Source organism: Verrucomicrobiia bacterium, assembly GCA_035946615.1.
GTDB lineage: Bacteria > Verrucomicrobiota > Verrucomicrobiia > Limisphaerales > UBA8199 > DASYZB01.
In genome coordinates this window covers 21157-42437 of sequence record DASYZB010000073.1, presented here as the reverse complement: position 1 = coordinate 42437, position 21281 = coordinate 21157, and the positions used below count along the sequence as shown (strand labels likewise).

At 58.8% G+C, this 21281-nt stretch carries 15 protein-coding genes and 1 tRNA gene; 8 read left to right on the top strand and 8 right to left on the bottom strand.

Going from position 1 to position 21281, the window contains the following annotated elements; genetic code table 11:
* Positions 1-206: 206 nt before the first annotated feature.
* The 5 genes from VG146_11005 to VG146_10985 all read left to right on the top strand — a co-directional run bounded on the left by VG146_11005 (position 207) and on the right by VG146_10985 (position 10062).
* The gene (locus VG146_11005) at positions 207-1439 is read left to right on the top strand and encodes an MFS transporter (protein HEV2392874.1); all 1233 of its coding nucleotides are present in this window, start codon (positions 207-209) and stop codon (positions 1437-1439) included.
* Positions 1440-1652: 213 nt separating this feature from the next.
* Positions 1653-2969 (top strand): DUF1501 domain-containing protein, encoded by a 1317-nt coding sequence (locus tag VG146_11000; protein HEV2392873.1) that lies wholly within the window; start codon positions 1653-1655, stop codon positions 2967-2969.
* A 198-nt stretch (positions 2970-3167) separates the two neighbouring features.
* Entirely contained in the window at positions 3168-5585 is a 2418-nt protein-coding gene (locus VG146_10995; protein HEV2392872.1) for a PPC domain-containing protein, read from the top strand.
* 125 nt (positions 5586-5710) lie between these two features.
* Positions 5711-8110, top strand: coding sequence for a DUF1549 and DUF1553 domain-containing protein (locus tag VG146_10990; GenBank protein HEV2392871.1), 2400 nt, complete (start codon positions 5711-5713; stop codon positions 8108-8110).
* 17 nt (positions 8111-8127) lie between these two features.
* Positions 8128-10062 (top strand): c-type cytochrome domain-containing protein, encoded by a 1935-nt coding sequence (locus VG146_10985; protein ID HEV2392870.1) that lies wholly within the window; start codon positions 8128-8130, stop codon positions 10060-10062.
* 265 nt (positions 10063-10327) lie between these two features.
* Here VG146_10985 and VG146_10980 read toward each other — a convergent pair whose 3' ends face one another.
* Positions 10328-12448 carry a DUF6259 domain-containing protein gene (locus VG146_10980; protein ID HEV2392869.1) on the bottom strand — a complete coding sequence of 707 codons (2121 nt, stop codon included), beginning with the start codon at positions 12446-12448 and terminating at the stop codon, positions 10328-10330.
* 130 nt (positions 12449-12578) lie between these two features.
* Between VG146_10980 and VG146_10975 the strand changes: the two genes are divergently transcribed.
* The gene (locus tag VG146_10975; GenBank protein ID HEV2392868.1) at positions 12579-12746 is read left to right on the top strand and encodes a hypothetical protein; all 168 of its coding nucleotides are present in this window, start codon (positions 12579-12581) and stop codon (positions 12744-12746) included.
* Positions 12747-12820: 74 nt separating this feature from the next.
* Here the strand turns inward: VG146_10975 and VG146_10970 are convergent.
* Together VG146_10970 and VG146_10965 are read right to left on the bottom strand one after the other, a co-directional pair.
* Positions 12821-12897, bottom strand: a tRNA-Arg gene (locus tag VG146_10970).
* A 138-nt stretch (positions 12898-13035) separates the two neighbouring features.
* Positions 13036-14244, bottom strand: a complete 1209-nt coding sequence (locus VG146_10965) for a hypothetical protein (GenBank protein HEV2392867.1) — start codon at positions 14242-14244, stop codon at positions 13036-13038.
* Between the two features lie 460 nt (positions 14245-14704).
* Between VG146_10965 and VG146_10960 the strand changes: the two genes are divergently transcribed.
* Entirely contained in the window at positions 14705-15091 is a 387-nt protein-coding gene (locus VG146_10960; protein HEV2392866.1) for a rhodanese-like domain-containing protein, read from the top strand.
* Between the two features lie 82 nt (positions 15092-15173).
* Here VG146_10960 and VG146_10955 read toward each other — a convergent pair whose 3' ends face one another.
* Both VG146_10955 and ptsP read right to left on the bottom strand, forming a co-directional pair.
* A complete protein-coding gene (locus VG146_10955; GenBank protein HEV2392865.1) occupies positions 15174-15923 on the bottom strand; it encodes a nucleotidyltransferase family protein in 750 nt (249 codons plus the stop codon).
* Positions 15924-15930: 7 nt separating this feature from the next.
* Complete coding sequence (gene ptsP / locus VG146_10950) at positions 15931-17706, bottom strand: phosphoenolpyruvate--protein phosphotransferase (protein ID HEV2392864.1); 1776 nt, start codon at positions 17704-17706, stop codon at positions 15931-15933.
* A gap of 206 nt (positions 17707-17912) precedes the next feature.
* Here ptsP and VG146_10945 point away from each other — a divergent pair, with 206 nt between their 5' ends.
* Entirely contained in the window at positions 17913-18962 is a 1050-nt protein-coding gene (locus VG146_10945) for a carbohydrate kinase family protein (protein ID HEV2392863.1), read from the top strand.
* A 33-nt stretch (positions 18963-18995) separates the two neighbouring features.
* On the opposite strand, the gene VG146_10940 is transcribed toward VG146_10945, so the two are convergent.
* From VG146_10940 to VG146_10930, 3 genes are all read right to left on the bottom strand, one after another.
* Positions 18996-19844 carry an MqnA/MqnD/SBP family protein gene (locus VG146_10940; GenBank protein ID HEV2392862.1) on the bottom strand — a complete coding sequence of 283 codons (849 nt, stop codon included), beginning with the start codon at positions 19842-19844 and terminating at the stop codon, positions 18996-18998.
* A gap of 100 nt (positions 19845-19944) precedes the next feature.
* Positions 19945-20181, bottom strand: coding sequence for a hypothetical protein (locus VG146_10935; protein ID HEV2392861.1), 237 nt, complete (start codon positions 20179-20181; stop codon positions 19945-19947).
* A gap of 604 nt (positions 20182-20785) precedes the next feature.
* On the bottom strand, positions 20786-21076 hold the full coding sequence (locus tag VG146_10930; GenBank protein ID HEV2392860.1) for a glycogen-binding domain-containing protein: 291 nt from the start codon (positions 21074-21076) through the stop codon (positions 20786-20788).
* Between the last annotated feature and the right edge of the window lie 205 nt (positions 21077-21281).

The window sequence follows — 21281 nt, the reverse complement described above, 5'->3', positions numbered from 1 at the left end:
ATGATCATTCAGCCTCAACCCAAGCCGCCCGTCCTGCGCGAAACGTTCGCGCACTCCGTGGCTTGCTGGCGCCTTCTGCCAGTTAGCATGTGGCGCCGTAACAGCGGTTGGGGTCAGATTCCTGAGATGTAAGCAAAAACAATTTTCCCAAACCCACCCGCTGAAAGGCGGGTGGGTTTTTTATTTGCACATTGAGCCAACTTGATATGAGCCAGAGACCAGCCGGTCTTCGAGAGAATCTGCGGGCGCTGCCGCGCGGGGCGTGGGTGCTTTTTCTGGGCACGTTCCTGAATAAGTTCGGGACCTTTGTGATGCCGTTTCTGGCCATTTACCTGACACGCCTGGGGTACAAGGCGGCGCAGGCTGGGCTGGCCATGGCCGCTTATGGTGTTGGCACATTGGGGGCGTGCATTTTGGGCGGCTATCTGGCGGACCGCTTGGGGCGCCGCAAGACGATTGTGCTTTCGATGTTCTCGGTGGCTGTGGCGATGTTATGCCTCTCCCAGGCCCGCGCTCTGTCGGCGATTGTGCTTTTTGCGGGCCTGGCGGGCCTGACAGGGGAACTGTACCGCCCGGCCAGCAGCGCCTTGCTGGCGGATTTGGTGCCGCCTGGCCAGCGTGTGACGGCATTCTCGGGCTACCGGATGGCGCTCAATGCCGGCTGGGCGTTCGGCCCGGCGACCGCGGGCTTGTTGGCCAAGCATTCGTTTTTCTGGCTTTTCGCCGGCGACGCGGCCACCTCGGTTCTTTATGGATTGGTGGCTTGGTTCGCATTGCCGGCTGGATTGCGCGGCATCCGGGCCCAGAGCGCCTGGGGAGAAACCTTCCGAGTCCTGCGGGAGGACAAGCAATTCCGCCAAGTGCTTTGTGCGGCGTTGCTGGTTGCGCTGGTGTTCGTTCAAGTGTTCTCGACCATGAGCCTTGAAATCACCAGCAGCGGTTTTGCGCCTTCAGTTTATGGCCTCGTCATTTCGTTAAATGGTGTGCTGGTGGTGTTCTGCGAACTGCCGCTGACCACCATCACCCGGCGATTTGCCGCCCGCCGGATCATGGCGTTGGGCTTCCTGCTCATCGGGGCCGGTTTCGCCTCGAACGCCCTGGAGCGCACGATTCCTTTAATGGCGCTGACAACGGCCCTATTCACTCTGGGCGAGATGATCAGCATGCCTGTGGCCGCCGCCTATGTAGCCGACCTTGCCCCCTCTCATCAGCGCGGCCTTTATATGGGGACCTACGGGACTGTTTGGGCAGTGGCTTTTGTGTGCGGCCCGAGCCTGGGACTGCTCCTGTTCTCCACCAGCCGATTGATCTTATGGCTGGCCTGCGGCGCTTTAGGCCTGATGGCCGCCTCGATCATGCTCGCCCGACCTCGAGCGGCGCCGCAGTTTTCAACCCACGGCGCTGCGGGCAAAACCACCCGCAGGATGGTGCTGCCGTGATGGACGCCGCCGGACTGCTGTTCCCTTAAACGCCTATGCCTTATGCAGGCGCAGCCCCACAACTTATCGCCCCTGCGCTACAGGTTCTCCCGCTCCACGCTCCCTCGGATTCTGCCTGGGGTGGGCACCCCAAAGAACGCAGTTGCTTTTCATCGAAGGCATGACATTGATATAGGAAGTTAGATTGTTTTAATGTTCGTTTGAGGAAATGTTATGGCTGAAACTTACTCTTCCTTCTGCAATAGCCCCGAGCACATCTGGCGCCCCAATCGACGCGAATTCCTCTTTGTCGGCTTGATAGGCAGTCTCGGGTTGACCCTCGGCAATGCCATGCGGCTTCAGGCCGAAACTTTGGGGACTGGCGCCCGCGCTCAGGGGGTTATCAATATCTTTCTGCCGGGAGGCATAGCTGCCCAGGAATCGTTTGATCCGAAGCTGCTGGCGCCAATCGAGTATCGTGGGCCGCTGGGGACGGTCAAAACCAAGCTCGAAGGTGTTTATTTTTCAGAAGACCTCAAGCGAACGGCGGAAATTGCCGACAAAATCTGTGTTATCCGCTCGATGACTCACGGGGAAGCGGACCACAACCGCGGGACGCATAACATGTTCACCGGCTGGCGTCCAAGCCCTGCGGTGCAATACCCCAGCATCGGCAGCATCGTGTCGCACGAGCTGGGGCCGCGGAATGATTTGCCGCCGTATGTTTGCATCCCGACGCAACCGAACCCCTTCGCCGGCACCGGCTATCTCGGCTCCGCTTACGGGCCGTTCAGTCTCGGGGCAGACCCGGCCAATCGCGGGTTCAAGGTGCGCGACCTCAATCTGCCAAACGGGGTGGACGAGAAGCGCTTTGCCGAGCGGCGCGCGATGCGGGCGGTGGTGGATGCGCATTTCAGCGCCATCGAGAAATCGGATGCGCTCGAAGGGATGGACTCATTTTATCAGCGCGCCTACGCCATGATGAGTTCGGACAAGGCGCGTGAGGCCTTTGACCTCAAGAAAGAGCCGGAGAAATTGCGCGCTGACTACGGGCACAATGCGGCCGGCCAACGGATGCTCCTGGCCCGGCGCCTGATCGAGTCTGGCGTGCGATTCGTTTCCCTGACCTACGGCGGTTGGGACCACCACGATAATATCCGCCAGGGGGTCACCAGCCAGATGCCCGCATTTGACCAGGCCTTCGCCGCCCTCATCAGGGACCTGGCGCAGCGTGGGATGCTTGATTCGACTCTGGTGCTCGTGACCACCGAGTTTGGACGCACACCCAAGGTCAACGGCACAGCCGGGCGAGACCATTATCCGAAAGTTTTCAGCATCGTGATGGCCGGAGGCGGCGTTAAACAAGGCTGCATCCACGGGGCAACCGACCCGACCGGGAGCGAAGTCGATGCTGACGGGCTCACCGTGCCCGATTATGCGGCCACCATTTATCACCTGCTGGGGATTGACTGGGACAAGACGCTGCTGGCCGGCGCTCGTCCGGTGAAAATCATCAAGGACGGCGAAGTGGCCCAGGCACTGCTTGCCTAACGAATGAGCCCGGCGACCGCGGACCGGGTCAGAAGGGGAGGGATGAAAGTCACTGTAATGGTTCGCCTTTCCCAGGGCTGTGTCAGGTCAAGTTTTGGCCGTTGCACGGGCGTCTCGGCCGTGGGGACTCGGGCAAGATGTCCGAGCCACAGTCTGAGGGCAGGCCTCGCTAGTAAACTGGCAACTAAGTTTCGTCACATGCGCCGGAAAGCAATTCCCTCTCATCCTTTGGAGGAGAGGGCCAGGGAGAAAAGGCCCTCGGTCTCGAAACGCCTGTGTCACAGTACTAGAGCGGCTGTCTCGTTGTTGTCTTTCTTTTGCGTCGTCCTCACCGCGACGGCCGGCTCGCCCCATGTTGCCTCCCTCCTGCCCACCGGCGGTCAGCGCGGCACGGAACTTGAAGTCACCTTTGCCGGCGACCGCTTGCAGGACGCGCAGGAAATCCTTTGTTACGAACCGGGTATTCAAGTCGCGGGGCTTGGTGAGGTCACCAACAAGCTGGTCAAAGCGCGGTTGAAGCTCGCCGCTGATTGCCCCCTTGGCGAATACCATCTGCGCGTGCGAACCGCCTCCGGCCTTTCGGAGCTGCGCACTTTCTTTGTCGGACCGTTTCCTGCGATTGACGAAATGGAACCGAATAATGATCCAACGAACGCCCAAAAAGTCCCTCTCAACTGCACCGTTGCCGGTGTAATCAAGAACGAAGACGTGGACTGCTTCGCGGTGGAGATGAAGAAAGGTCAACGCCTCTCGGCGGAGGTGGAGGCGATGCGGCTGGGGCGCAGTTCGCTGGATGCGCGGCTGACGGTGCTGGACCCGCGCGGGGCAGTTTTGGCGGATGTCGATGATACCTGGCTGGCCATGCAAGACCCCTTCATCAGCCTTGCGGCGTCTGAAGATGGGACGTACGTCGTTCGTTTACGCGAGGCCGGCTATGGCGGCGGCAACGATTGCCATTACCGGCTCCATATCGGCTCGTTTCCACGGCCCGATTCGGTCTTCCCGCCGGGTGGCAAAGCGGGCGAACCGCTCGCTTTAACATTTTTTAGCGAGGCCACTGGAGCTTTTACCAACGAACTAAAGCTGCCGGAACGTGCCGGTGAAAAATTCGGGGTTTATGCCCAGTTGGACAGCTTGCCGGCCCCTTCCCCGAACTGGATTCGCGTGTCGGATTTCCCGAACGTGCCCTTCGTGGCAACAAACCATGATCGCGACCACGCCGCCGCAACCGACCTGCTCCCGCCGCTGGCTTTCAATGGCATCATCGAGAAAAAGGGGCAGGAGGATTGGTATAAATTCCCGGCACACAAGGGCGCTGCGCTCGATGTGAGCGTTTTTGCGCGGCGCCTCCGCTCGCCGATGGATTCGGTTCTCGAGATATTCGATGCCCGCGGCCACAGCATCGCGTCCAATGACGACGCCCAGGGGGCGGACAGCTCGTTGAAGTTCACGCCGTCTGAAACCACCAACTACTTTATGCGCGTGCGCGACACCCTCGGGCAAGGCGGACGGGATTTCGTGTACCGCGTCGAGGTCACACCGGTTGAAGCGGGAGTGACGTTGAAAATCCCTGAGGTATCGCGCAACGACACCCAATCGCGCCAGTACATCGTCGTGCCGCGCGGCAACCGCTTTGCCACCCTCATATCGGCCAAGCGCGCGAATTTTGGCGGGGACCTCGATTTTCACATCGAGGGGTTACCACAAGGGGTGACGATGCTGGCCGACACCATGCCGCGGAATGTGGAGCAGATGCCGCTGGTTTTTGAGGCGGCTGCCGATGCGCCAATCGGCTGCAAGCTGCTTGACCTGACCGCTACCGGGACCAACGGGACAAGCCAGGTTATTGGAAAGTTTCGTCAGGACGTGGAATTGGTCGAGGGCCCCAATGGCGCGAGCTTCTATGGCACGCGCGTGGATAAGCTATGCGTTGCGGTGACCAAAGAGGCGCCGTTTAGGGTCGCTATTGTTCAGCCGAAGGTCCCACTGGTTCAAGGCGGCTCAATGCCTTTGGAAATCGTTGCCCAGCGCGACCCCGCCTTCGACGAACCCATCGAGGTTCATATGGTATGGAACCCGCCCGGTGTGAGTTCCCAATCCGAAGCGACTATTCCCAAGGGGGAAACCAACGTGGTGTACCAGCTCAATGCGGGGGGCGCCGAAGCACGGGTTTGGAAGATTGCGGTCTTGGGTCAAGCGAACGTCGAGGGAGGCCCGGTTTTCGTATCGTCTCAACTGGCGGACCTGGAAGTCGCAGCGCCTTTCCTGACAGGGAAGATCGAGACGCTTCGGCTCAATCCCGGCAAAACAGCCCAGCTCACTGTGACTCTGCAGCATGCCAAGCCCTTTGAAGGCAAAGCGCTTGTCACTTTGCGCGGTTTACCTGATAAGATTACCGCCCCTGCCAAGGAGATAACTAAGGATGATTCGGAGGTCGTCTTCGAAGTGACAGCCGATCCAAAGTGCTCGCTCGGTTCGCACCGAGACCTCTTTTGCACAGTCGATATCAAACAAAACGGGGAGACCATTGCCCATACAATCGCTCATGGCGGCATCCTCCGCGTGCTGCCTCCGAGAAAGGCCGAAACCAAACTAGCCTCAGCGGGCGGAAGGTGAAAGGAAGCAGACCTGTGCCGTTTCAAATTCTGAAAACTTTAGGCAGTTCAAAAGCGCCAGAGGACTGGTGCAGTCCAAGACGCTTCGCGCGGACTAGCCGCAGGTGTTTTGTTTTTGTAGTCGTTTTGGCCTGGAGCGGCTTGCCGGTCAGTGCCTCCCCGAGTGCGCCGGCCTCCGACATCAAAGTCTATCCTCCTGTCATCCAGCTTGTCTCGGCCAGTGCGCGCCAACAGGTGGATGTGCAAGCCAACTATGCCGATGGCATCACCCGGGACGTGACCTCGCAAGCCGCCTTGAGCAGCGGCAATGAGGGAATTGCCCGCATCGAAAAGACCACACTGATTCCCGCCGGTGATGGCCGGACCGATTTACGCGTCGTGTTCGATGGCCGCACGGTTGTCGTGCCGGTCACCGTCTCGAATGCGCTCGTGCGGGCGGCTGTCAGTTTCAAGCTCGATGTGATGCCCGTCTTTACCAAGGCCGGTTGCAACGCCGGCGCCTGCCATGGCACCTCGCGAGGCAAAGACGGATTTCACCTGTCACTTTTTGGTTTTGATCCCGATGGCGATTACTACCGCCTGACCCGCGAACAGATTGGCCGGCGGGTTAATCTGGGAATTCCCCAAGAGAGCCTTATCGTGCAGAAAGGCCTGGGAGCCGTGCAGCATACCGGGGGCGTGCGGTTTGGGACCAACAGTGATCTGTGCCAAACGCTTGTCAAATGGCTTGCGGCGGGCGCCACCAATGACCCGCCCAATATCGCCAAACTCATCGGTATCGAAATCTTTCCCAAGTCTGCCGTGCTGGCCGGTTCCAATAGCGTGCAGCGCTTCGTCGTGCAGGCCCATTATTCCGATGGTGTGCTGCGGGATGTCACGCCCTTGACCGTTTTTCTCAGCAACAATGAAGGCGCCGCACGGGTCGCCGAGGATGGCACTGTCACAGCCGGCCAGCGCGGGGAGGCCTTCATCCAGGCGCGTTTTGGCGAATTCAACGTCGGCGCCCAAATCATCGTCATCCCGGCCAACCTGCCCTATCGCTGGCCCGACATCGCCGCCCGCAATTACATTGACGAGGCCGTTTACGGCAAATTGAAGAAGCTGAGGCTAATCCCTTCTGCTGTCTGCGACAACACCACCTTTCTGCGCCGGGCATTCCTCGATATCACCGGCACCCTGCCCACAGCGGAGGAGATTGAAAAGTTCGCCGCCAACAAAGACCCGGCCCGTCGCGCGCGCTTGGTTGACCAGTTGCTCGGTCGAAAGGAATTCGCGGAATTGTGGGTCATGAAATGGGCGGAGCTGCTGGAAATCCGCTCTCGTGATAACATGGTGTATCCCAAGGCGGCGTTGGCTTATTTCGAATGGCTGCGCGATCAGATTCAGACCAACGTGCCTCTGGACCGGATTGTGCAGAGCCTCCTGACGGCTTCGGGCAGCAACCTGCGCGACCCCGCAGCTAACTATTACCAGATCGAGCCGGACACCCTGAAGCTGGCCGAAAATACGGCCCAAGTGTTCATGGGCATGCGCATCCAATGCGCCCAATGCCACAATCACCCCTTTGATCGCTGGACCCTGAACGATTATTACGGCTTCGCCGCCTTCTTCGCCCAGGTCGGGCGCAAGCCGGGCGATGACCCGCGAGAGACGGTTATTTTTGATCGGGGAAGCGGCGAGGTCAAACACCCGGTCACCGGCGCCGTGATGCGGCCCAAATTCCTGGGCGGTGACACCCCCCAAATCAAAGACGAGCCGCGCCGTGTTGTCTTGGCGCGGTGGCTGACTTCGCCCCAGAACCCTTACTTCGCGCGCAACGTGGCCAACATCATCTGGGACCATTTCCTCGGGCGCGGTGTGATCGAACCGGTTGATGACGTGCGCATTAGCAACCCACCGTCGAATCCCGAGTTGCTCGGCGCCATGGCGGCAAAGCTGGTCGAGTATAAATACGATTTCAAAAGACTCGTGCGCGATATCTGCACCTCCCGCACCTATCAACTCAGTTCGATCCCCAATGACACCAACGCCGGGGACGACCGCAATTTCAGCAAGGCGGCCCTGCGCCGTATTCGGGCTGAGGTCCTGCTGGATTGCATCAGCCAGGTGACCGAGACGCAGGATAAGTTCCCCGGTCTGCCGCGCGGGGCCCGGGCGGTCGAAATCGCCGATGGGAACACCGCCAACTATTTCCTGACCACCTTTGGCCGCGCCTCGCGAACGACCGTCTGTTCGTGCGAGGTGAAGATCGACCCCAATCTTTCACAGGCCTTGCACCTGTTGAACGGAGGCACCGTCGAGAACAAGATCGACCAGGGCGGGGTGGTGAGAAAGCTGCTCAAAAAGGGGAACACCCCCGAAGAGATTATCCAGGACCTCTACTTGCGCTGTTTCAGCCGCAAACCTACGGACGAAGAATTAACAAAGCTGGAACCGTTTCTTAAGTCCGGCGCCAAACCGGAACAGGTCTTAAATGACGTCTTTTGGTCCCTGCTCAATTCCAAAGAATTCGTTTTCAACCATTGAAGACCGGCGGAAAAGCGATGAATGATGCAACGGCGGCTCTGCGCGCGCCTTGGCAACCGCACCGACATGCAAGGCAGCCCAGGCGCTTCGCGCAATCGAGTTGCTGGGCGGCGCTATGGCTTTGCGCTTGCGGCCTCTCCGTTCCTGCTTCTCATGCCCAAGACAAAATCGATTACAACGACCATATCCTCCCCTTGGTCGAGGCCAACTGCGCTAAATGCCATAACCCGGATAAAAAAAAGGCCGACCTCGACCTGACCAGCTATCAAAGCGCTCTCAAAGGCAGCGGTTCAGGGACGATTGTTTTATCCGGCAACCCGGATGGGAGCAAACTTTGGAAGGCCTTGACGCATGCCGAGGAGCCGTTCATGCCCCCGAACCGGCCCAAACTTGGTGAAAAGGACCTCGATGTTTTCAGAAAATGGATCGGCGATGGTCTGCTCGAAAGCGCCGGCGGCAAGGCCGTGGCTATCGCCAATTCGGGCATAGACCTGGCGCTCAAACCCGAAACTATCGATAAACCGACCGGTCCCCCGCCCATGCCCCAGGACCTGCCGATTGAGCCCGTCGTCCACACCGCCCGCATGAATGCCATCACTGGTTTGGGGGCCAGCCCTTGGGCCCCGCTTGTCGCTGTGGCTGGAGAAAAGCAAATCCTTCTGTTCCATACTGGAAGCCTGCAATTACTGGGCATTCTCCCGTTTGATGAAGGCCAGCCTGTGGGCCTGAAGTTCAGCCATAATGGAAAGCTCCTGCTGGCCTGTGGCGGGCGCGGGGCCAAATCCGGGCGCGTGGTCCTTTGGGATGTTGCCAGCGGGGAACATCTGCTGACGTTAGGTGAGGAATACGACACCGTCCTGGCTGCCGACATCCGCCCCGACCAGTCCCAAGTCGCCTTGGGCGGTCCGAGCCGTCTGGTCAAGATTCTCTCGACCAGCACCGGCCAGGTGCTGCATAAGATCAAAAAACATACCGACTGGGTGACGGCGGTGGCTTTCAGCCCCAACGGGCAGATGCTGGCCACTGCGGATCGGAATGGCGGCATCAGCGTCTGGGACCCTGATGCCGGCCAGGAACTCTTTACTCTGGCAGGCCATAAATCGGCGGTCACCGCCTTAAGCTGGCGCCCGGATTCCAAACTCCTGGCTTCATCAAGCGAAGACGGCACTATCAAACTTTGGGAACTCCAGGAAGGCAAACAGGTCAAAAGCTGGGCCGCCCATCGTTCCGGGACGCTTTGTGTCAGTTACGCCCGTGACGGGCGCCTGGTAAGCTGTGGCCGTGATAATACTGTGATCCTTTGGGACGCTAAGGGGAGCAAAGTCCGCCAATTCGATTGCTCGGGCGATTTTCCCCTTCGCGTTGCGTTCGATGATGATGGTGGCCGAATCTTTGCCACGGATTTCCAGGGTCGCGTCACGGCCTGGTCCGCTGCGGACGCCAAACGCGTCGCGATGTTGGATGCCAATCCGCCTCTGTTGGCGGATCAAATTGCCGCCGCGCGGCAACAGTTGCAGGAAATCCAAAGCCGGCTAAACGGCACGCCCGCGGATGCGGCGTCTGCGGCCAAAACAGCGAAGGCCAGGCCTGGCTCGCCACAGCCTCAAGCCACCAGTCTCCAGGCGGAGCTGGCCGCAGCCAATGCCAAACTCGAACGGTTGCAGGCAGCGGAGGTTTTATCCTCCATCTACCGCTTGCGCGAGACCATCACCACAGAAAAACGCGAACACGACCAGTTGACCGCGTCTTTGGCGGCGCACAAAGCACAACCCGCCCCTTCGCGAGACGCTGAGGCAAAGGCTGATTCATCCGAGTTGCTCCTCGATAAACCAATCGCGCGCCAACTCGCCTTCGAGTTGAAAGCAGCCCAATCGCGCGTGGACCGGCTGCTGTCGCAATATCGGGCTGCGTTGGCAGGCGCCCAGGTATCACCCCGCAACAGAAGTTCTTAGCGAGGCAGCCGCGAGCCTGCCGATATCCCGCCTTTAACCGCAAGATGCTCGAAGAGATTGCGGAGGGCGAGCATCGCAGGACCACCAGCCCCGCTCGCGGGCGACAAGTGGTAGGCCGCGCTTAGCCGCACGATTCAGTTTGAACAGGAAGCCTGTGTCGTGCACCCTTGTGGCTGGTCACTGAATGGTGAGGCGCCGTTTGTGCCTCCGTTGCCCACAAAAACGCCTCAAAAATCTCCGTTCCCTCCTGTTTCTTTCTGCGTGGTCACGGTTCCATAATGACGGCAGCGGAACGGGCCGGAACCTCGAGCACCCCTTTGGTTGCCTTGGCTTGGGGATGCTCGGGCGTAGCAACCACCAGCTTTTGGGCATTTGGTAACTCCACTGTGGCGCGGCAGGCCTTGCTGAACTCCTGGTTGGCGACCACGACCGCCCGTTTGCCTGCTGTCGTCACGAATACCGAATAGCGGACGGGTCCGTTGGCCGTAACCTTCGCCCCGAGGGTATCCCGAAAATCAGCGTCCCACAAATAATCCTTGTACGCCCGGCGCAACGCATCGATCTTCTTTCCGTAAGCCAAGGTCTGGGGAAAATCGGCCAAGTGGCCTTTATAGTAATAAGGCTCATACATGATCACGTAGCGGTTCAGCAAAATCAGGTTGAGCATTTCCCGATCATCAAAGCCGCTGACCCCCGCCAGCATCGGCAGGCGCGAATCGATGTACTGGCATATCGGTATGGCCGTCACACCGGTCTCCGACACCGGGTAGTACTGCATCAACCAGTCCTGGGGTCCTTCGCCCGCAAAAAGGAAGCCGGGATTGACCTTGTCGGCGGCCCGGCGCAGCTTTGCAGCCAGGGGCAAGTCCCCGAAATAGACGAAACCGGGCGGGGTGTAGCCGTGCCCCGGCGCAAAATTATACTCAGCCGGGCCATGGTGGCAGACCTCGTCGAAGAGCCACCCTGCAGCCCCAAGGCCCAGCAGTTTCTCAAATTCTTCGGCGGCCAGGGCCCTATAGGCCGGGCAGAGAAAATCCATGACGGCCCGGCGCCGATTATTAATGCCCGCCAATTGAGTGGGAGTCACATAGCTATACCCGCCCTGTTCGTATGGAATGCCATACGGGTCCCTGACCTCATACTTATACAGTTCGTTCGTATAGCGCGCCGTTGTCTTGTCCGCCCAATTCAACTTGCCAAACAGGATAACCTGGACGCCCTTGGTTTGGATTTGCGCAATCGCTTGCTGAAATTCCTGCCGTGTGCCAAGTCTCGGGTCAGTATCCTGCGAAGGGTCGTCCCGGTCCTGCCCGCCCCTGTTCCAGCCCACCAACTGCACGGCCCTCACACCATTGCGGGCGTACTCTTCCCCATATTTCACCAAGTTGGTGTAAGGAATCGTGTAGTCCTCCTCGGGCGTGTTGAGACGCAGCATGCCCCAGGAATGCACGTGCGTGACCCACGGCGGAAGGCGCGCCGGCTTGAACCATGTGGCCCGCCATTGTTTGTAGAGATCGACCCCCGCGTGCCAGTCCCCTCGGTAGCAGCGCAGCACCACCGGCGCCAGTTGCAACCTCGAATGAGGATGCGCAAAGAGAAAATGGCAGGCGCGGAATTCTAAATGGGCCGGGACGCCGGAGATTTCATCTGTCTCGGCCACCCGATTGTTAACCGATGAGAGCAACCCCGGGTGCTGCTCAAAAACGTATTGCAGCAAATACGGCTGGGCCGGGTTCTGCATTTCAACGTAAAGCCCTTCTTGAGGCGATTGAATCAAGCAAAAAAGACTCCGGTGCGAATCGAAGGTTTTGGTGGGGAAATTGACGCCCCAATAGCCTTTCCCATTGCTGAAATTCGGATAGATGCTCTCGGCTTGCAGATTGCCGTACCACATCGTTCTGACCTGCAGGGACGAGTCGCGGCCAGGCGCATTGAGGTCCCCCAGGCAAGGGTAATCGAGGGCCTCCACCGTCAGCGGTGAATCGTTTTCCAACTCGGCCCCGAAGCTGAGGCTCCCGTTGGTTAATGTGACGGTTGCCGTTAGCGTCATGGGCAACACGCCGCCGTGTTCACTCAGCAGGTCCTTCCATTGGATTCGGACTTGGTCTTTGGACTCCTTTTGAACCTCAGCGGGGCGCTGCTTTTGGCCCAAAACAGAATTGTCGCGACGGTCCGGCAACGGGGCCAGCAGCCGGAACGACACACCCAATTCTGGCCGGCGTTCGATGAGCCAATGACTCGATTTGCTCTCGAGCCGGGTCAGCGCGCCCGAATCCGCATCAAAGCCGGCCAGCAGTTGGCCGTCCTCCAGAACGACCTCATGGCCAACAACCGTCAGATTGGCTGATGCGACCAGAACAGCTAAAAAGCGAATTACATTCTGCATCGTCACAGTCAGCGCTAACCGCCGCGATTGCGAACGGTTTACTTCCCGGGCTTGTTGAATTGCTTGTGCTGTCTTCATATTTGCGGGTGAACCCCACCAGGGTCGTGGACAAAAAGCTGTCCAAGTGCCCGTGCTTATTTCCAATGGTCAATTGGTCTTCATGCGTGGTTACGAGCGCATCGAGGTGATGGTGGAAAAGACCTGTGTGCGTTCTCGCCGCTCATTGGAAACTGATGAATACCACAACAATTATGTCAGGACGCGCCTGCGCCCGCAATTGAAGGATTTGGATGTATGAAGAATCTTTCAGCTTTCCATTCGAGAGACATGCCGAGTCGAATTCTGCTGTCATTCGCATGCCGTTGATAATAATGGCGCGTCCGGCAGGACTTGAACCTGCAACCTTCTGATCCGAAGTCAGAAGCTCTATCCAATTGAGCTACGGACGCATCCAGGTAAGCCGATGTTACACGGCGCGCTGTGGATTATCAAATAAAGCCGTGGCGTGAGGCGGCTCAAATTTGAGCGGGTTCTTCGTATTGATTAGGGTCTCCCCACATCGGGTCCTACATTAGTCGGCTCCTGCATTAGTACAGAATGGTGAAGGAACCATCTGCCTCGGGCACCACGGCAGGAAATGTCCAGGGTGGGACCCCCGCGGCGGCGCCGGTGCGTTTGGCGCCGCGAGTCAGGTCGATACACTCCCAGGCCAGGCTGCCGCCCTTTGCCCAGCCAGTGCCTTCGGTCCAGGTTGTGAGCAGAAAGGGCTCTCTGCCGCGGCTGAAAGCAAAGGCCGGGTGTTTGCGGTCCGTCCCAGTGCCCCCGGCGGGCAAAGCCTGCACAGGCGGAGCGAGCGTCTGAGGCAGGAACGAGCCGCGATAAACCTGTCCCTCGGTCTCCCACATGGCAAACAAAGCACCGGAAGGGTCGAGGCCGAGGGCGGGAGTGCTCATTGGGCAAGCGGAGATGTGCCAGGGGCCCAGCAGGACGGAGCGGAAAGATTGTCCGGCATCAGCAGAGACCAGCAACCGCGAGTCGCGATTGGCCTGGTCATCGGCTGAACGATAAACTACTGCGACGATGTTTGTTCCGGTGGCGAATGCTTTTAGGCCGCAACAGGCGCAGACCCCTCCGACGGCCACGCGTTGTTCCGAGGCAAAGGTGCTGCCATCGTCAGTGGAAAGGGCCAGGTAAACGCCCCGATGCACCTCATCATCCGGGCCATTTTTGGCATGGCCATGCCAAAAAACATAGACGCGGCCATTGGCGCCGACGGCAACCGAGCCGCCGCCGTCCAAATCTATCGTTGAGGTCATCAAGTTGCGCTGCGGCTCAAAACGGCGGCCTGTACTATCCAACCGGGCGTAAAGCATAGGGGCGCCTCTGACGCCGTTACCTTGGGATTGAGAGCCATTCCAGACCACATGAACACGCCCATTCGATCCTACGGCAAGCTGCGCGCCGCGGACGGTGCCCAGGGCAATCGCGCTGCCCGGCACGTCGTTTACCCGCATGGGCACAGTAAAAGCAGTCGAACCATCCACGCGCCGGCTGTAAAAGACATCGCAGTGAGCCGGGTCGCCTTTCAAATAGACCAGGTGAGCTGCTCCTTTGGAATCGACCACTGCCTGGGGCTGCAATCCTCCGTTCGGTGTGCGAGCGGGGCGCACCTCCTGGGCGGCAGCACTGGTGATGGAGTCTAGAATGACGAGCGCCAGAAGCGCCAACGCCAGCGCCGGCAAACGGGGGCGGGCGCACAGGCGGCAACGCTGCCCGGTTCGGCACTGCAAAGGCATTATGAATTGCGTTTGAACACCAATTAGATCGGCCAACGGGCGGCAAAGATCAAGGGCTGTAAAAGAGTTGGGTGTGAGTCGCCATGGAGGTATGGTGGGAGCGAGGAGGAGAACTCGCTGTTAGGCGAGCCCACACCCGAAAGTGTCGCGTGATGCCCGGAGGCAGCCGAATGGTCAGGAGCACAGAACGTAATCATCACTAAATCAGAGGCTAATGAAGCCAGGCAAGGCGTCTTACCATTTTTTGGCAAGGATTAGACATTTCTTGTAAGCCAACCTGCAGAGAAAAGTTAAACCGCCAAATAGCGGGAGTATGCGAAAAGGACCTGGTTGTCGCGCGTATTCCGCATATTCCGCGGTTCAAAAAATCCTTTAGGCGAGGTTTTGGGCGGAAAATCCAGGTTTGACTTATGCGCGGCTGCTGCTAGAAAAGAGACAGAGAACAAAGGCACGAACGGTTATGAAAAAGATTTTCATTCTTTGCGCGGTGTGGTTGGTGACGGCTGCGGTTTACGCCGGGCAATACCCGGAGATCAAAATGGCCGAACTGAAATCGGCGATGGCATCGAGTCGCGTGACGCTTTTGGATGCCAATGGGACTGATTCATGGAAAGAGGGGCACATCCCCGGGGCGATTGATTTTGTGGGCAATAAGGAGAAGTTGTCGAGTCTATTGCCGAAGAACAAAGATGCCCTGGTGGTGGCGTACTGCGCGGGGCCCCGATGCCAGGCCTACAAATCCGCCGCCGCTGCAGCAGAAAAGCTCGGTTATAAGAACGTGAAACATTTTGCTGCCGGGATTTCCGGATGGCAACAAGCCGGCGGCAGGACGGAGCGTGGGAGCTAGGGCTGGCACACGCGCCCGAGGCGTGGAGCGTCAGAGCGTGTCAGTCTGAACACTTGTCGCCTCACACTCTCCGGCGCTCGTTTCAAGATCGCGCCTTGGCAAAAATCCGGTTTGCTTCTTCCAGAGTCTCCTTCGACCCGATATCGAACCAAATCCCAGGCACGTTCCACGTATAGACCGGTGTGCGCGAGTAAAGCCACTGAACCAGGCGGCCAGGCTGGTCGGGATTATTGCCCTCAGCCACATACTGCCGAATCAGGGGCAGGGCCGCGCGCGGGTAAAAGTAGAGGGCGATTGCGGTTACGGTGCTTGATGGGTTTTTGGGCTTCTCCTCAAAGAAGGTGATGCGGCCATCTGGGGCCAGGGTGAGTGCGCTGTACTTTTTAACCTGCTCGAGGTCCTTTACATCGTAAGCCGCGACGACGGGGGCGTTTTTTTGGCGGCAGAAGCGTCCGAATGCCTCGAGCTTTTCGCTAAACAGGTTATCGCCGGCGACCACAATGAGGTCGTCATCGACCTTCTGAGTCTCGAGCACGAAATGGATGTCCCCGATGGCCCCGAGCTTATTTGAATCATCGGTCGAGCCGTCATTGACGATAGTAAAACTGAGGTGGGCCTTCGAATGGCAACTGAGCGACCACTCTTCGAACTGTTTTGCGAATTTGGCATTGGTGGCGACGTAGATGCGGTCCAGACCACCGATGGGAGCAAGATTATCCAGGACGTATTCGACCATGGGCTTGCCGGCGACGGGCAAGAGCGGTTTGGGCCGGGTGAGAGTTAGTGGATAGAGCCGCGTAGCATAACCGGCTGCGAGGATAATAACCTTCATATATGGGCTACTTGTTTTCGAATAAGCTGGGGGCAATCTGGCGGGCCAGTTCCTGGCAGCGCGCCAGGATGTCGCCTGCCAACTCGCATTCCAGGGCAAAGGCGGCCAGTTCCCTGGCCTCGCTGAGCTTGAGGCGGCGGATGAGAAATTTAAGCGGAGGGACCAGGGCCGGGGCGGAGCTAAGTTCATCGACACCCAGGCCCAGCAGCAGAGGGGCCAGGACAGGGTCACTGGCCATCTCGCCGCAAACACTGACCCAGATTTTGTGGTGGTGGGCAGCATCGACGGTGGCTTTGATGAGCCGGACGATGGCCGGATGGGTCGGCTCGTAGAGATGGGCGATTTTTTCATTCATCCGATCCACTGCCAGTGAATATTGAATGAGGTCATTGGTGCCGATGCTGAAAAACTTAAGACGTTTGGCGAGCGACTCGGCCACCACCACAGCCGATGGCGTCTCGATCATAGCCCCCACCTCGAGATGTTCGTCAAAGGGGATATTCTCCTTGCGCAATTGGGCTTTGCACTCTTCGACCAGCGCATTGGCCTGGTTTAGCTCTTCCAAACCCGAGATCATCGGATACATCATCTTGAGATTGCCGAGGGCGCTGGCCCGGAGGATGGCCCGAAGCTGTTCGCGAAAGATATCCTTCTCCTCGAGGCAAAAGCGGATAGCGCGCCAGCCCAGAAAGGGATTGAGCTCGCGCGGCAGGGGCATGTGGGCCATCAACTTATCCCCGCCCAGGTCGAGCGTGCGGATAACGACCGGCAACGGCTTGAGGGCGGATGCGGCCTCAGAATAGGCCTGAAATTGCTGCTCTTCGGTCGGGGGCAGTTCGCGATTAATGAAGAGATACTCGGTGCGAAACAGGCCAACCCCTTCGGCGCCGTTGGCCTTGACAGCTTCGGCGTCGCCGGGGTTCTCGATATTCGCCGAGAGAAAAACCCGGTGACCGTCGAGTGTAACGGCGGGCTTGAGGAGGATGTCCCTGAGTTTCTCCTGAAGGCTGACTTGCTTGCGGAGCAGTTGGCCGTATTCGAAGAGGCTCTGGTCGGTGGGATTGACGATGATGAGGCCGTTGAAGCCATCCAGCAAGGCGTATTGGCCCGTCTCCAACCGGTTGCTGGCATCCTTGAGGCCGACGACCGCCGGGATGCGCAACGAGCGGGCCATGATAGCGGTGTGGGAGGTTTTGCTGCCGACATCAGTGGCGAAGCCCAGGACATTGCGCTTGTCCAATTGAGCGGTATTGGAGGGAGTCAGATCATGGCTGATAATGACGCACGGTTCTTTGAGATGGCGCAGGCCGAGTTCCTCTTCGAGACCGAGCAGGTTGTTCAACACCCGCGAGCTGACGTCGCGCATATCGGTCGCGCGCTCGCGGAGGTAATCGTCCTCGATAGCGGCCAGCGTTGCCGCGTAGCGCTCAGCGACGGTATGAAAAGCAAACTCGGCGTTGACCTTTTCTTCCTGGATGACTCGCACGATTTCGTCGAGCAGGGTGCGGTCTTCCAGCACGAGCAAATGCGCGTCGAAGATGCTCCCCTCCTCGGCGCCCATGGCTTCACTGACGCGGCGCTGGACCTCGAGCAGTTGATGGCGGGTCTGGACCAGCGCCCGTTCGAGCCGGTTGATCTCGTCGGGTAACTGCGCATCCGGCAGCGTCCGCCGCGCGATGGCGGGCCGGTCTCGACGCAGCACGAGAATTTTTCCACGGCACACGCCGCCCGAAACAGGAATTCCCCGGAAGACCTGTTCTCCCTTTGGCAACGGCTCAGGCATTGAAAAATCTTTAACTGAACCCCTCCCGATTGGAAAGAAATTCTTTTACTGCGAGAGAATAGGCTTGCCAGGAGGCTTGGTGTTCTTTTTCACTATGGAGAAGGCCACAAAGTCTCTCCGCGCGCGGGCGCGGCCTGCAGCCTTTGCGGACTGCGGCGCAATTACTTTTGGCGCGGCGCGCAAGCCATCGTTCTGCGCGGTCCATCATGAAACTCAAAAGCGCAAATGCCCGGAGCGGTTTATTAGCCGGGGGCAACTGGATCATCGACCAAGTCAAGTTGATCGATGTCTATCCGCAACCCGAGCAACTGAGCAATATTCGCAGTCAATCCGAAGGCACCGGTGGGGCTGCCTATAACGTGCTGATGGACCTGGCGCGTTCCCGCGCGCCCTTTCCACTCTGGGCCGCCGGGCTGGTAGGCAAAGATGCCTTGGGCCAGCGCATCCTGGATGATTGCCGCCAAAACAAAATTGATGTGCGCCACCTCGGAGCAACTCCCAAAGCCCCCACTTCCTACACCGATGTCATGACCGAGCAGGGTCATGGCCGCCGCACCTTCTTCCATGCCCGCGGCGCCAATGCCTTATGGAAAGGCGCAGACCTGGATTTCGACAGGATTCGCCCTCGGATTTTTCATTTGGGCTACCTCCTGTTGCTCGATGCGTTGGACCAGCCCGACGCCACATACGGCACCAAAGCCGCCCGGCTCCTGGCCGCTGCTCAGGCTGCCGGCGTCAAGACCAGCGTCGATGTTGTCAGCGAGGACAGCGACCGCTTTCCAAAAATCGTCAACCCCGCTCTCAAGCACGTCGATTATTGCATTCTCAACGAAATCGAGGCGGGCAAAACTACCGGCTTCAAAATGCGCAGCCCGGACGGGGCGCTGGATACGGTGGCGTTGAGGCATGCGGCCGGGGCTTTGCTGCAACAGGGCGTGCGCGAACTCGTGGTCATTCATTTTCCCGAAGGGGCGTTTGCCCGCGCCCGCAGGGGCGAGGATTACTGGCAACGTTCGCTCAAGCTCCCGCCAGATTATATCGCCGGCACCGCCGGGGCGGGAGACGCCTTTTGCGCGGGTGTATTGCTGGGATTGCACCAGGAATGGGACCTGGGGCGCTGCCTGCTGACTGGAGTGTGCATTGCTTCGGCCTCGCTCTCAGACGCGACCTGCACGGCCGGGGTCAAATCCTTGGACAGCTCACTAGCCCTTGCCAGGAAGTTCGGCCTCGGCCCCAGGCTTCAAAAGGACGAATAGCGCGCCTGGCGTGTGGCGTGCGCTGGCATGCCTTTATGTCACAAACTCGAGTTGCTGTTGATGGGGAATCAGGCCGTGGTCATGGGCCTGGTCCAGAAATCGCTGGATGGCCTGCCGGCCTCTCTCTCCGTAATCCAATGTCCAATGATTCACGTACATCCCGACAAACTTGTCCGCCAGGTCGCCTCCCATGTTGCGGGCATATTGCAAGGCATGTTGCACCGCCTCGGCCCGATGCTCCAGGCCGTAACGGATGCTCGCGGTCAGTATATCAGAAATGCTTTTGCGCTCCTGCGGTGAAAAGCGCTTGTGAATCACATTGCCGCCCAGGGGCAATGGCAGCCCGTCGTTGGCTTGCGCCCACCAGGCCCCGAGGTCCTGGCACACCTGCAACCCTTCTTTCTGGTAAGTCAGTTGTCCTTCGTGAATGATCAAGCCCACCTCCGCCGCGCCGGAGTGGACGGAATCAAAAACCCTGTCAAACGGGACGACGATGAATTTGAATTCTTTGGCGGGTTTATTCAGCCAAAGCTGGAGCGCCAGAAAGGCACTGGTCATGGCGCCGGGCACCGCGATGGTCGCCTTTTCAACCTCCGCTTTGGACAGCTTCCGTTTTGCAACCAGCATTGGACCGTAACCGTCGCCCATGCTGGCGCCGGTGGGCAGCAAGGCATAGGCGCCGCTGACGTAGGCATAGGCATGGATGCTGATGGCGGTGATATCTAATTCGCCGCGAGTGGCCCGTTCATTCAGTGTTTGGATGTCCTGCAAGACGTGCTCGAATCTGAACGATTCGGTGGGAATCAAGGAATGCGCCAATGCATAAAACATGAATGCGTCATCCGGGTCGGGTGAATGTCCGAGGGTCAAAATCTTCGACATAAGCTCAGTTAGAACGGCGCCAGAAGCGGGATTACCCCTCGGCCATGACGCCGATAGACCTGAAAATCAGTGTCTGTGGTGAAGATAAGGGAATCGCTGTTCAACTCACCTTAATGGCGGCCATGACCTTTGAGGCTGCGGGTGGAAAGGTTGGGGAACCTTCCAGGCTTCCGCAAAGGTCCTTCATCCGTTCGTGAAGAGACCGTGCGCCATTTGCCGTCCTTCGTTCTTCGATCAGTTCGCGCAAAATCGCCCCCTTGGATCGGCCCCGTGCTTTGGCCTGGCCCGTCAACCAGCGCATTTGCACCAAGTCGAGCTTGAGGGTTATTCCATTCATACGGCCAGGATAACACTCATCCGTCAGCGGGAGCAACATCGCGAGAATGACTCCCGACTCCCAGGGGGTTGTATGCGAAACGCGGAAAGACCCCTTCTGACGGAGTGCGGCGGCAAGCGTTGGCAAGCGTAGGGCGAGACCGCCTTGGATTGGTCGAATCGCCCCACGCACATCGCCCATCTAATGGAAATCGCCGTCGTCGCTCCGCTCTGCCGCGAGAACAGGCGCACTCCCTTGTCGTCTGTCCTCCCAGGGCTGGGCCATTCTCAGGCAATCCCTCGGGGATGAAGTCTAAGGAAACAATGCGCCATCAAGCAGTGATTTCTGAAAGAGCCGCCTTATGGCGGCGATTAACAACTGATGAAACTGATGATTCCAGCCGGGTCGGTAACGGCTCCGGACGCGTTTGGGGCATTGCGATCATTTCCCATAGTTAATCGCGCATTTCAAGCCGTTCTTTCAAGGAAAGAGTAATCGGTCAGTGAAGTCGGGGACGGAGTAAGCCCGAGGACGGCTCTGCCGGCGCACTCCATAGAGATTACATTGCCCAAGCGGGTGGGGCGGTATGCGCACCGCCCCACCCGCAGCTCCCCAGCCTTCTGTGTTACTGTTGGACCGTCAGAACAGAATTCACGCCCCCAAACGGATTCTGAACACGCTCCTTGGCGTTGGGATCGGGCAACCATTGGCCATCGACCACGAAAAGGTATTCATGGCGGCCCGGTTTGACATTGAGGTTGCCCACCCATAGGCCGTTTCCAACCGCGGTGAGCGGGGTGTCCTCCGGTTTCCAGCCATTAAACGAGCCGGCCACATAGACCCGCTTTGCGCCTGGCCGCACGAATTCAATCGAAATTCGCTCTGGCTTGGGCATTTCGGATTTCACCGGCGCCATCTTCACGGGCTCCGCTCTTGCAGGCTCCGGCTTGGACTGAATAGGAACCGCCGGTTCTGGCTTAAATATCGCAATTTTCGCTTTCTTCGTACTCTTGATCATAGTTTCGGCAAAAAAATTATTGGCTGTTGCCTCCGGTTCGCACCGGGGCTGCTTGCGGGCTGAGCAATGAACGTGCCGAAGCTGCTGAAAGGCAAACAAACGC

What these genes read in the sequence shown, in the direction of transcription:
- VG146_11000 (HEV2392873.1), top strand. Translation starts at nt 1,653, where the DNA reads ATGGCTGAAACTTACTCTTCCTTCTGCAATAGCCCCGAGCACATCTGG.
- VG146_10980 (HEV2392869.1), bottom strand. Translation starts at nt 12,448, where the DNA reads ATGCAGAATGTAATTCGCTTTTTAGCTGTTCTGGTCGCATCAGCCAAT.
- VG146_10995 (HEV2392872.1), top strand. Translation starts at nt 3,168, where the DNA reads ATGCGCCGGAAAGCAATTCCCTCTCATCCTTTGGAGGAGAGGGCCAGG.
- VG146_10940 (HEV2392862.1), bottom strand. Translation starts at nt 19,844, where the DNA reads ATGTCGAAGATTTTGACCCTCGGACATTCACCCGACCCGGATGACGCA.
- VG146_10955 (HEV2392865.1), bottom strand. Translation starts at nt 15,923, where the DNA reads ATGAAGGTTATTATCCTCGCAGCCGGTTATGCTACGCGGCTCTATCCA.
- VG146_11005 (HEV2392874.1), top strand. Translation starts at nt 207, where the DNA reads ATGAGCCAGAGACCAGCCGGTCTTCGAGAGAATCTGCGGGCGCTGCCG.
- VG146_10965 (HEV2392867.1), bottom strand. Translation starts at nt 14,244, where the DNA reads ATGCCTTTGCAGTGCCGAACCGGGCAGCGTTGCCGCCTGTGCGCCCGC.
- VG146_10960 (HEV2392866.1), top strand. Translation starts at nt 14,705, where the DNA reads ATGAAAAAGATTTTCATTCTTTGCGCGGTGTGGTTGGTGACGGCTGCG.
- ptsP (HEV2392864.1), bottom strand. Translation starts at nt 17,706, where the DNA reads ATGCCTGAGCCGTTGCCAAAGGGAGAACAGGTCTTCCGGGGAATTCCT.
- VG146_10985 (HEV2392870.1), top strand. Translation starts at nt 8,128, where the DNA reads ATGAATGATGCAACGGCGGCTCTGCGCGCGCCTTGGCAACCGCACCGA.
- VG146_10935 (HEV2392861.1), bottom strand. Translation starts at nt 20,181, where the DNA reads ATGAATGGAATAACCCTCAAGCTCGACTTGGTGCAAATGCGCTGGTTG.
- VG146_10930 (HEV2392860.1), bottom strand. Translation starts at nt 21,076, where the DNA reads ATGGCGCCGGTGAAATCCGAAATGCCCAAGCCAGAGCGAATTTCGATT.
- VG146_10945 (HEV2392863.1), top strand. Translation starts at nt 17,913, where the DNA reads ATGAAACTCAAAAGCGCAAATGCCCGGAGCGGTTTATTAGCCGGGGGC.